The 11,333-nt window shown below is 52.0% G+C and carries 12 protein-coding genes and 1 CRISPR repeat array; all 12 genes read right to left on the bottom strand.

Annotated features, from left to right (window positions below; translation table 11 throughout):
• Positions 1-16 precede the first annotated feature (16 nt).
• A CRISPR array of direct repeats spans positions 17-497; the repeat unit is 37 nt; unit sequence CTTTCAGTATCCTAACCTCGGATCGATGGATTGTATC.
• A 303-nt stretch (positions 498-800) separates the two neighbouring features.
• Positions 801-1,742, bottom strand: a complete 942-nt coding sequence (gene cas4a / locus M1136_11950) for a type I-A CRISPR-associated protein Cas4/Csa1 (GenBank protein ID MCL5076335.1) — start codon at positions 1,740-1,742, stop codon at positions 801-803.
• 9 nt (positions 1,743-1,751) lie between these two features.
• Positions 1,752-2,342, bottom strand: a complete 591-nt coding sequence (gene cas4, locus M1136_11955; GenBank protein ID MCL5076336.1) for a CRISPR-associated protein Cas4 — start codon at positions 2,340-2,342, stop codon at positions 1,752-1,754.
• 9 nt (positions 2,343-2,351) lie between these two features.
• The gene (locus M1136_11960) at positions 2,352-2,699 is read right to left on the bottom strand and encodes a nucleotidyltransferase domain-containing protein (GenBank protein MCL5076337.1); all 348 of its coding nucleotides are present in this window, start codon (positions 2,697-2,699) and stop codon (positions 2,352-2,354) included.
• Positions 2,666-3,061 carry a HEPN domain-containing protein gene (locus tag M1136_11965; GenBank protein ID MCL5076338.1) on the bottom strand — a complete coding sequence of 132 codons (396 nt, stop codon included), beginning with the start codon at positions 3,059-3,061 and terminating at the stop codon, positions 2,666-2,668. The genes M1136_11960 and M1136_11965 overlap by 34 nt, the downstream gene beginning before the upstream one ends.
• Positions 3,062-3,144: 83 nt before the next feature.
• On the bottom strand, positions 3,145-3,396 hold the full coding sequence (cas2, locus tag M1136_11970) for a CRISPR-associated endonuclease Cas2 (GenBank protein MCL5076339.1): 252 nt from the start codon (positions 3,394-3,396) through the stop codon (positions 3,145-3,147).
• Between the two features lie 12 nt (positions 3,397-3,408).
• Positions 3,409-4,182, bottom strand: coding sequence for a hypothetical protein (locus M1136_11975; protein MCL5076340.1), 774 nt, complete (start codon positions 4,180-4,182; stop codon positions 3,409-3,411).
• A gap of 4 nt (positions 4,183-4,186) precedes the next feature.
• A complete protein-coding gene (locus tag M1136_11980; GenBank protein MCL5076341.1) occupies positions 4,187-5,290 on the bottom strand; it encodes a hypothetical protein in 1,104 nt (367 codons plus the stop codon).
• The gene (locus M1136_11985; protein ID MCL5076342.1) at positions 5,287-6,732 is read right to left on the bottom strand and encodes a hypothetical protein; all 1,446 of its coding nucleotides are present in this window, start codon (positions 6,730-6,732) and stop codon (positions 5,287-5,289) included. The genes M1136_11980 and M1136_11985 overlap by 4 nt, the downstream gene beginning before the upstream one ends.
• Positions 6,729-9,131: a CRISPR-associated helicase Cas3' gene (cas3, locus tag M1136_11990; GenBank protein ID MCL5076343.1), complete on the bottom strand. Its 2,403-nt coding sequence runs from the start codon at positions 9,129-9,131 to the stop codon at positions 6,729-6,731. The genes M1136_11985 and cas3 overlap by 4 nt, the downstream gene beginning before the upstream one ends.
• 52 nt (positions 9,132-9,183) lie before the next feature.
• On the bottom strand, positions 9,184-9,354 hold the full coding sequence (locus M1136_11995) for a hypothetical protein (protein MCL5076344.1): 171 nt from the start codon (positions 9,352-9,354) through the stop codon (positions 9,184-9,186).
• Positions 9,354-9,692, bottom strand: coding sequence for a nucleotidyltransferase domain-containing protein (locus M1136_12000; protein ID MCL5076345.1), 339 nt, complete (start codon positions 9,690-9,692; stop codon positions 9,354-9,356). The genes M1136_11995 and M1136_12000 overlap by 1 nt, the downstream gene beginning before the upstream one ends.
• 381 nt (positions 9,693-10,073) lie before the next feature.
• Entirely contained in the window at positions 10,074-11,096 is a 1,023-nt protein-coding gene (cas1, locus tag M1136_12005; protein MCL5076346.1) for a CRISPR-associated endonuclease Cas1, read from the bottom strand.
• Positions 11,097-11,333 lie beyond the last annotated feature (237 nt).

Genomic DNA, 11,333 nt, shown 5'->3' on the forward strand with positions numbered 1-11,333 from the left:
AACTCCCCATCTGGACCTTTCAGTATCCTAACCTCGGATCGATGGATTGTATCGGTTTTACCAGATGAATCCGCCTGATAAGGCCCAATACTTTCAGTATCCTAACCTCGGATCGATGGATTGTATCATAGCTTCTCGATACGCCCGGCTAGCTGGGGATCATACTTTCAGTATCCTAACCTCGGATCGATGGATTGTATCTATGTTCAGCGGAACAGCAGTGCTGTAAAAACGTATGCCTTTCAGTATCCTAACCTCGGATCGATGGATTGTATCCAACGCTGCCTAATCCTTAAATCCGAAGGGTGGGAAGCTTTCAGTATCCTAACCTCGGATCGATGGATTGTATCTTGCGGATTGCCTTCACAAGGACATCCCCGCTGTAGACTTTCAGTATCCTAACCTCGGATCGATGGATTGTATCTGGCCCAGATTTCGTTCCCGGCCACGCCTGGTTTTACTTTCAGTATCCTAACCTCGGATCGATGGATTGTATCCGCCCACTACGGGGGATAAGGCCCACCATTTTGGTATACCAACCACCCCTCGGAACCCCCTACAGTCCTCCTAATGCTACGTTTCCTCACCTCCATATTACTCTTTGCCCCCATTTTCCGCAACCAGATTTTTGCTCCAAATATGCCTCCTTTTGCGAAAGTCGCATCACCCAAAAATAAATTCGCTCTCCATCCCGATCGATAATCCTCCCTTTCCCACCTGCCTTCGCCGTAAGCGCCCTATCTCAGCCGACGGCGATGCCCTTTCTTTACACCCTTTTGCGAAGGACGGTCTCTCCGGCCCTAGCCTGGATGACAATGCCGCCAGAAGGGACAGGATTCCCGGCCCGCTTGCCTGGGCAGGCACCCCTCCGCCAGGCCAGGATCAATCTCCTCGTGAGTCATTCTCATCCGCTCATCCCTCTCTTCAATGAACCACTGCCTGAGCTCATCATCAATAAAGTGAAAGTCTCGCTCTACCCTGAGCCTGCCCTCTCTAAAAGACGCATAAACGATGCAACCCGCGTTTATAGGATATTCATAGAGGCTTTCCATTACCAGGGCATAGCCGGTGGTGGTCAGATAATGGAACCGCTCCTTTGAACCAAACTTGATATCCACCACCATAGATTCAGAGAAGACGAAGGCATCAGCCGCAAGGCGAGAGCTGAGTCCCAGGAAGGCACCATTCAACCTCTGATCTACCGTCACCGGCAGGGCCATAGCCACCAGAGCGTCCGGACCAATGTGGGGCTGCCGAGCCAGAACGTCCTGTACTCTGGCGATGAGACGATGGTACTCGTATTCCCAGAGCTGTTTCGCCTTCATCCTTACCTCCTCCAGGTCTTCCTCTGAGAGGGATTCGGCCTCGATCTGGACAAAATCCTGCATCTGCATAGCCTGCAATCCGTCTTCGGCGGACAGACAGTCGGGCCCGTGTTCATAGATGGCCTTCTTAGCAGCGATGATCATCTTGCAGAGCAACCCGTGGAGAAGGTTTCCCTCCACCATCTGACGATTGGGTGGTGCTTTCACCCCCAGCACACGCCGCAGGTAGACATCCCGGTTGGTAGGGCAATATTTATTGGCCACCTCATAAACGCCCAGCCTGACGTCGTAGATGGGGCTCAAGGGCGGCTTATCCCAGTTCCAGCCCCGCAGCTCTGGGGCTATGTCCCGCTCTCGTGCCTGGGGCAGGATCCGGCGCAGTAAGAGCCTCTTCTCTTCTTCATCAAGAAAATACATAGGCTTGCCCTAGACTACATCATTGCAAAAATTGCGAAACTCACAGTCCACACAGCGAGCCCAGCGCCGGGTGGGAGGTGGCATGGACTCACGCTCAAGCATATCTCGAATCTTGGCTAAGGCCGCTTTGACGAACAGCCTCATGTTGGGAGTTATAGTGACCTCCTGTCCCTTCTTCTGGGGGGCAAGGTAGATAAACCCGCGCCGAACAGGCTTCTGCCACTGGTCCTCTACCAGCAGGGCATAGGCAGTGAGCTGATACTTATGATTTAGACCGACACCGCCCCCCGTGTTCTTGAAGTCCACCGGGATGACCTCGCCCGCCGTCTCGATAACCATATCCAGCTTGCCGCTCAGCTCTAAGCGCTTAGAGTAGAGGTTGACATTGAATTGCCGTTCGCCCTCAGCCAGACCATAGGCTTTCAGGCTGCGGCGCTGCTCCAGTTCGGCTATATGCTCGTGTTCCAGCTTGCCCTCCGCCATCTTATAGGTAGTTGGCCGGCGCAGAGGCAGGCAGTAGGTGAAATAGACCACCCTCGGGCAGTAGCTATACTGTTTGACATCGCTCACCGTCAGCGTTATAAGAGATGTGCTGCTCACCACGTATGATCACCGTCTTTGCTGAGCGCCCATTTCATATACCGTCTGGCCCTCTTTTATAGCCTCTGAGACGATGGAGAATCCCTGTAAAAGGGTTTGAAATTCCGCCGGGGTATATCCCAAAATCTCCGCCGCCTTGGGCATGCGCCATCTAAGCGCTAAAAACTCCAGACGCTCCAGGGGGTTAATCAGCTCAAAGTCTGAGGAGATGACGATGAGGTCAATGTCGCTCTCCTCGAAATAATCGCCACGGGCGTGCGAACCGTAAAGGATGACCTTCTCTACCTGAATCTCCCGGGCGAGCTCGTTCACATAGCGCTGGATCATGGCCTTGATTCTATTTTGCCCTTTAACCATTCCAAAAGCCCCCTTGTTTGGGCCAACAACTCAGAAGCGATTGACTCGTTGTAAAGCTCCCAGTAGCGGCCACCGGCGGCGTTCAAGTAGCGCGAAACCAAATAATGAGGACTCAGGCGCAAAGCTGTGGTCAACAAATTCTCAGGCAGAGAAAGTCCCGCTTCCTGGATCAGCTCCAGGAGATTATGTCCCTTAGGATAAAGACGCCTCTTATAGCTCATGACGGCTGCCTTGAGCATCTTTTCCACAGCCTGTTGACAGAGAAAGGCCACGTAGTTGTATCGCCCAGCGTGCCACATGTCTCCTGCGGTGGCATAATCATACCAGGCACCGTCCATGGTATCCCTGACTTCTTTACGCATGTCTCCTTACCCGCTTTCGCTTATTATACTCTTTTCCAGCATACTGTTTGCTGTCGCTCGCGAGCAGCGTTACCAGGGACGTGCTATTCACCAGCTATAATCACCGTCTTTCTTAAGCGCAGGTCTTTTTCACAGATGAGGAAGAGCTGCACATTGGCCGTTTTCTTCCCCACTTTTCGCTTGATCTTTTGCAGGAGTTCCTCCTGCCGGTTGTGATTAATCTCCCCCAGGAAGGCGCTATACTGGATGCGCTCCAAGCCGTAGTCCAGGCAGATGTCGGCCACCTTATTGCGCAAGGCATCATCGGGTATGTCGTAGATGAGAAGGGAGGTCATGCTATGTCTTCATCAACGTTTTCGGTAGATCTTACCGTGGCTTGTTCCGACGAACTCCCCGGGTATCATATACGCGATTAGCTGCGTATCATCTCCGCCAGCCATCCACCAGTGAGCTCCAACAGTGGGACGAATGGGATTGCTTTTGAAGCGTGATAGTGTAACTGCTGTAACCTTTTCTCCAACAGCAGGCATTTTGAACGGTGCAGCCTCGATTGGGCGATAGAGTACATCCGTCGGCTCACTGCAGATTTCAACGTCACCTACTAGAGCGCATAGGGAGTCATGTGTCCCCAGATGGTCACGATTACGAAGTGCCAATCTAACATTATCTGTTAATGTGTTCGGCACCCCTATGAAGATAGTCATAAGACCTTCCGGAATGCCGTACTCACGCACGCCCTGGTTGATGTCGGTAAACCCCAATCGGGGGTTTGACTTGTCGTACTTGTCGGTCTCATATCGTCTAAGTTGGTGGAAAGCACGGAAGAAGATCACACCGTCAGGCGAGTCGATGACCACTTGGCACTTATGAATGTCTTCCAAGAATCGTTTCGCCTCGTCTGCTTTTCCCAGGCAGAACAAGGTTGAGGCAACTCCTAGTAACACGGCGGTGGGTGAAATTACTGGCAGCCCCATTGCTGTAGGAAAGGCACACCGTGGGTCCCTGTAGGCAAATGTATGAAGGTGATAAGAGGCCTTTATCCAGGTCAGCACTGGTTCAGGATCAGCGTTTCGTCTGTGGCCAGATTCTTGGCTATCTTGTCCTCTCTTCTCATCAGACATTGACCTACCCCTTTAGTTTGTTTGTCGCTTCAACTACCGCCTTCAGTAATCCCTTCGTATCCGTGAATATCCATACCCAAGTTCCGTCTTTATTGCTAGCCATCCTTTTCATAGCTTCAGCATAACCATAGTCTGGCCGTATGGGATTTTCCGGGTCACCGAGGCCGACTTTTATCGGTGAGCGAAATGGAGCGGTTCGGCTGGAAGTTAGAAGAATGGCCCCCTCTGTGAGGAAAACATGGGGCGCCCAACCAGCCACCTTGGCACCGGTTGGTGACGCGATGAAGTTAGCAATAGCCTGTATTAAAGCTGTCTGTCGCCTCTTTTGTTCCTCAGGTTCAATGGCTAACCGCTTCGATTTGTCCTGCTGCAAATACCAGTAGTCGTCTGTGCCGATTCGGTGCAAATCTGCCCGAATCACTCCAGCGTACACATTGGAACGCATAGTCTGGGCATAGCGGCTGTTCATCTTGGCAGTGTTTCGGAAGGCTGAGTGTTGCGTCACCGTAAGGTCTTGAGGTGCCTCGCTAATTAGCCATGCCACGTCAAAACAAGATTCTCGCTTGACCGGCTCAGCATTTTTGTATTTTGCACAATTAGAGTCAATATAGGATTTCTCAGCGATATATTCCTTTTTCTGCCCTCCTCCATCCTGTTCTTTCCCTGCAGCCAAGGATCCACTACCAGGCCTGGCAGATGGCTCGTCAGGCGATGCTGGACCTCCATCCTGTGCTTTCCATGCAGCCAAGTATCCACCTATATCGAGAACTGCGCACATCTCAATGGCCTTGCGGACGCTTGGAAAGAGGTTATCGTTGGTGAGCTCATTGCATCTTAGCTCCTTTGCCGCAGCCCTAATCCCTATTGGACCGCGGTCGGGATGTAAACCTTCACTGAGCGGGAGCATCGGGATTCCATCTCGGCAGATGTTAATGAAGTGCTCCAGAATGTGGTGGCGTATGATTTCACCACTTATACCATCGTACGTGATGTTACCCACATCAATCCGGCGTGGCTGCATCAGGTTGCTGCCATCGGCACCCTCATTATTGAGGGCATGAAAACCCAGGCCCAAGCGATACGCGAAAGAGATACTCCACAGTTTCATTCTGCATCCTCCTTTTCTGTTTCTGGAGATTCTATCTCAGCCTCAGTATCTGTCGCTGCGACGGTTTTCCTCCCTCCCTGGTATGTACTTTCCTGAACAAGGTACATGCGGAAAAGGTCTCTAAAAGTTTCGAAGTCATTCCGGTTCTCGCCTATGCTGGTGAACAAAGCAGATGGTTCAAAGGCTTCCTCTCGGTGCGCCGTGCCAACCAAGGGATGTGCCCGGTGCCCCTGTTCCACCAAAATCATAGCTCGTTCAATAAATGCCTTGGCCGTTGGAGCGGAACGAAGTAAAACAATCTCATCGTACCACTCTTTGTTGGGGTCATCCCTTTCTTTCATCCTGGCATGGTAAATGCCAGAGGCAACCGCTTTTGCCATCTTACGTACGGCCTCATGATTACCAGACCACCTTCCGTAGCTCATTTCAAATACCTCCTTCACGTACTCCGGTTTTATGAAAATTTGTTGATAACGCTGCCGTTGTAAGCGTTCCTGAGATGTGATCATCGTTGAGAGGTGCTTGCCAACCGGCTGCATTAACCAGTAGCCCATTGCAAGAGCATCAGAAGTCATACTGGTCGATTGATAGCTCCTTCCCTGCCTAGCCCATGCCTTGCCAACTAGCTCTCGGAAGACGTAGTATGTATGACCAACGAAGTCTGGAGACCTCATCTTGCCAACCGCTGTAGAGGCAATCGTAATCAGACCAGAATAGTTGTCACTGCGTTGTCTACCAAGGTTCGTGCTGAAAGTCACTGCGGTAAGCCGTTCTTGATAACCTTCGGCAAACAGAGATGTCTTAAGCGCCAAAAGAATCAGTGCCTGAGCGCAGAGGACATTAGGCAAGCCAATCCCCCTGAGAGGGCTGACCACTCTCGAGAGATCCACCCCTCCCTCGAAGATAGGCAAGAATATGATGTTACCAGACTGCTCTGTCCGTCTCTTGCCAACGAAAGCGAGCAAGCAATGCGACAACGGAATCTGTGCTAAACACTCCTTCTTAGAGGTCTGGCCTGTCTGCAATGTTTCATAAGTGTGGGCTGAGATACCACGAATGCCTGACTGAAGGACAGCATCCAAGCCTGTCTCGGCTTGGACAAATACATCACCTTCAAGAGCTGACCCGGCTATCAGTGATGCTCTAAGCGCCTGGCAGTAAGATTCGGCAGCCAGTTTCTTCTTATTTCCCCGTATACTCTTAAAAGCTGACTGGTCTCTGCCAGTCATGCGTTTGGCACGAAACTGACCACTCACAAACCATTCATTCCCGTTGTCATGGATGCGAACGTCCTCTCTGAGACCCACGTACAAATCTATGGCGCCATAAAGACGTAGCGCGTCGAAAAATGGCAAACCTGTTTTTGATATGTGAAGGACAATTTGCTCTCCACCAAAATCTTTCAGGGCTGAAGCAGCAGTAGACCAGTCGAAATTGATCACAATGTCACTCTCCATTGCTCAAGTTCTCTTCCCGCTGCATCCTCACGGTCTGCCATCAGGATAGCACGTCCCACCAAGGCATAAATGGGGAAAAGATCATCGTTAGGCAAGAGCAAAGGGACCACGACATTTGCTGGTTTTTGCTTTCCTGCCTCCAAGATTTCTTTTGCCCTCTCTTTGGCCTCTGTAGACACGTTTACTTCTTGGAGCACACTTGTGATAAAGTCTGATGCCATTGGTGAAGGATCAAATTCGTAGTTAACCGTGGCTGGATTCAACAAGCTAGAATGATGTCGAGCTGACGCCAGGGCAATAGCCCTGATTAGGTAGTTGACAGAAGGTGGAAATCCTATCAGTTCACAAGCTCGGAGACAAGCGAGATAACCAGGTGGCGTGTGGGGGAGACCGATGTGTTCTGCTCTCTTGGCGGTTCGCCCAATAAGCCCAACAGGGCATTCGGGATCAATTTCACGTGCTCTTACTTGCCATTTCCAGTCAGCCTTGCCAAGATCATGAAATCCTGCCACAAGCGTTGCTATTTGAGCGATTGCATTAACCACCTCCTCCGAATCTTTTTGAGGCTCTAGTGTTTGAATGATCTTTGCCAATGCTCTCCGATAGGCACCATCAGAGCCTAGCCGTTCATATGTTCCTCGCATAACCCCTTTGGTATGTTCCAAGAGAGTTTGCCGCCCGCGCTTTTGTGGATAAGTTTGCTCTCTTTTTGAGATAGGTCGCCATTCACTACTTAAGATTGCACCGTTGTCCTGGGAGCTGTCCCCGAAGCAAAGACCTTTTACCCGGTGCAGATAGGCAATTGTAGAAGGAACAATTACGACGTCACCAGTTTGCACATAATCAGCAGGTTTGATCTTGGTTTCCCCTTCCTCGTAGCGAATAACTTTTGCCTTACCTCTCGCTTCGCGGAGTAAGCTCCAGGCACGTCCAAGGGAAATCGACGACGTTTCTGGACGTTGACCTTCATCGAGCATGTTCTGCCAATTATGATCAAGTGACGGGCCATAAACCGCTGCCTCAACAGATACGATTTCGCGAAAGATGCTCGCAATTTCACCTGGGCTGTGCTGTTGGGCGGCGCGATCAAACAAGTTCAGAGCAAAAGTTGTCTCATTGAGAGAACGCTCCACAGACTTTTTTGCCTTTTTGGGGTCGCCACCCCATGCCTTATTGATCCACTCTTGTTCGACTGCCCAACTCAATAATCCGTTCGGCAGCGATTTTATGGCTGCACGAACAAAGTCGGGCCTGTAAGGAAGTTCGAGTCCGTGCTTCCTTTCTTCCATCTCAGCCTTAGGTGCGGTAATAACCACGAACTCACCCTTGGTCTCACCTTTACGGAACCAGCGGGCACACCTCCCTGCACGCTGCACTAACGTGTCTACGGGGGCTGGATCAGAAATGACCTGTGGTGCTGATATGTTCAAGCCAGCCTCGGCTACTTGGTTTGTCAATAATATCCAACTTCCATTTGGGCTGCCCTTGCCGAAACACTGGTGAACTTTCTCTTCAGCTTCGGTTCGCCAGTTGCGAGGCATGCGATTGTGGAGGACAATTATCCTATCAGGGTCTATGCCACCCGCGATTAGCCTGTCATACGTTTCTTGAAGACGTTCCACAGTGTTAGCAAAATAGATGCATTTACTCGTGCATAGCTTCAATCTGTCATCTAGTGGCTTGTAGTCAAGCTGCTTTTTTCCGCCGGTCTTTTGTGTCGTTTTGAGTTCCAGCGTGGATACCTCCACCTTCCGATTGCTTTCACGCAGTTGCAATCCTTCATCATCGGTTGTGTCATCGCTACCAACGACCATCAATTCCAAGCTTAATCGTTCGGCTATTTGTTGCGCCACCTCTTTCTGCAGGGTAGCGGTGAGCACCACAGTTTGCAGACCGAGCCTTCTTCGGAAGTCGATTATTGCCAGCAGAATTGACAAAGCTTGCTCAGATATCCCCCAGGCGAGATGAACCTCATCTAGGATCAAGCGCGACATCAAAAGAGCTCCAGCAACAGCATGCCCAGCCTTCAAAGGAAGACTCAAGGGCAATCCGGGGACTCCACAGACTACCTGATCATAAGTGGTAACGACCACTTCTTCGCTGAAAAGCACACTCTCCTGAACGTCTCCGTGATGGATTACTGCTCTGATTGGTTTCTCGTCTCTCTTGAGCGCGGAAATCTCTTTTCTAATGTCATGTCCTAAGGCTCGCAGTGGGACCGAATATACCGTTTTTCGCGGTGCGTCCCTGATATCGGCAGTTACAGCAAAAGTCTTTCCTAGACCTGTTGGGGCAACCAACAGTAGGCTGTTGCCCTTCTTGAGCTTCTCTTGGGCTTGAGCCTGGAACCTAGTCGGCGTCAAATCAGTTTCGTATCCAATCATGGCTTAATAAGACCTCCAATAAAGCAATTGGAGCAGCGGTTATAGCGGCGCACTACCACCTCCCCGCAAAAGTCTTACACTGCTTGCCCTCACCACGTACAAAGGTGGCGATGTGGCGAGCCGCGACTGAATCTTGCAATATCTCAGCGAGATCCTTCAGGCGTTCCTCGATGGCTTCCCATCTGAAGACCAGCGAACCATCCCCCTCTTCAGATATTCTCACTAGTGGGGTGGAGCCCTTTCATAGAGCACCTTCCCTTCTTTAAGAATCTGCCGGAAAAAGGGCCGCTCGCACACCCTCTGGAACGCCTCCTGGCTGTAGGCCAGGATGTCTACCTCTTCACGAGCCTGGATGTTCTGGTAGACCCAGCGGGTCAGCTCGCGGGCGGATTGTTCCTGGTCGAACAACACCAGAAGGTCAATGTCGCTGAAGAGGGAGAGCTGTCCTCGGGCCAGGGAACCAAAGAGGATCACCTTGACCGCGCCCATGTCCTTCGATTGCTCTACCAGGCGTTTCATCTCCGCCTCCAGCCCCAGGCGATCCTGAGCAGTGGGTTTCATCACCAACCCCTATGTCAATCGATATGGCGCCTATAAGGCTCATACGTAGGCAAATTGAAAGCCCTATTGTGCTAATCTTAGCACACATCGGCGACAAGTATAGTCGTTTTAGCCGGCAGCGGACAGATGATTTTGTTTGTCTACCACAAAGCCGTCAAGTGGTAGGTCGAGAGTGTCGAACATCTGCCCCCAGACCCCCACAGGGGGTTCAAGGTAGCCCTGCGGGCTTTTGTTGAATAGGGGGACACCCCCTGTGACCCCCGGCAGGAGGGCTTCGCCCCCCTGCACTACCCATCAAGGTGGCTCGGCGGTCTTTTTGTACTTTGGGGCACATCCGTCCGAAAAACCTGGCCAAAGGGGCGCAGCCCCTTGGAATCCCCATTACCACCTCCCCACAAACGGCTTGTACTCCTTCCCCTCACCTCGCAGGAAGGTGGCCATGTGCCGGGCCTGCGACTGGATGATCGTCCGCAGCTTATGCTTCTTGCCCTCGTAGGGCTCATCGCCTTCAAGGCGCTCATTCACCTTCTCAGCTATGGTGCGGCGGGAAGCCTCGGTAAGTTTGCCATCATCTATCTCTAGCTTTACCCCCTTGTTAAGCAGGGCATATACGGTGCGGTCCACCACAGCTTGCCGAAACTCTTCGACCAGGTCCAGCACCAGACTGGGTTTGCCAGGACGGTCTACATGTACAAAACCGGCATAAGGGTCAAGCCCAGCCAGGACCAGGGCCCGCTCGACTTGAGTATAAAGGATGCCATAGCCGTAATTCAGGGCGGAATTGACCAGATCCTGAGCGCCACGGGTCTCACGTCCTTCCCAGCTCACCGCGGGGATGATCAGCTCTCTCGCTGCATCCCAGTAGATCTTAGCCGCATAGCCCTCCAGATTCATAAGGGACTGGCGAATGGACTCCACCTGCTCGCCCTCTATCTCGTTGATCCTGCGCACACAATCTTCGAGCTGAAAGGCGGCCTCTCTAACCTTTTCATATAGCTCGGCATCCGTGACTTTGCGGTACTTGGCCATGTATTTGAGGAGTACGCTCTGATTGGATACCTTGCCTACGGCAAAGGACTTAGCTAACATCACCCCTCGGCTATCCAGGTAAGCCATAAGCTGCTCCCGGCGGGTCTTGATCGTGCCGGTAAGCTCTGGGGAGATGATCTTGGCATAAGGCTTCCCATCACGGGAGATGAAACTGATGGGAATGCCTCGTTCGGCGCACTCCCGAACGAGGTCGCTAGAAAGGCTGACACCCCCGGAGAGAATGAGTAAGTGCTCCAACCCATGGAATGGTCTTTCCTCGACAATCTCGCCCTTAAGGTAAACTCGCACCCTCTCTGAGTGCTTACCGACGAAGGCACCATATTTCTCGATGATCAGCTGGTTACTCTCTGACACCCTCATCCCCCTGACCCCCTTCTCCCACAGGGAGAAGGGGGAAGAGGCTAGGACGGAGCCCTAGGACCCTCCCAGGAGGGTGTGCCCTCCTGGATCTCCCCTTCTTCTTGCGGGAGAAGGAGTAGATGTAGCGCGGGGGCTTGTCCCCCGCTTGCCGTTTACAACCCGAACACTAGCGATCCAGACCCCTCCTGGATCTCCCCGGCGGGGGAAGGCTAGGGCGGAGCCCTAGAACCC

The sequence above is a fragment of the Chloroflexota bacterium genome, assembly GCA_023475225.1.
Lineage (GTDB): Bacteria > Chloroflexota > UBA6077 > FW602-bin22 > JAMCVK01 > JAMCVK01.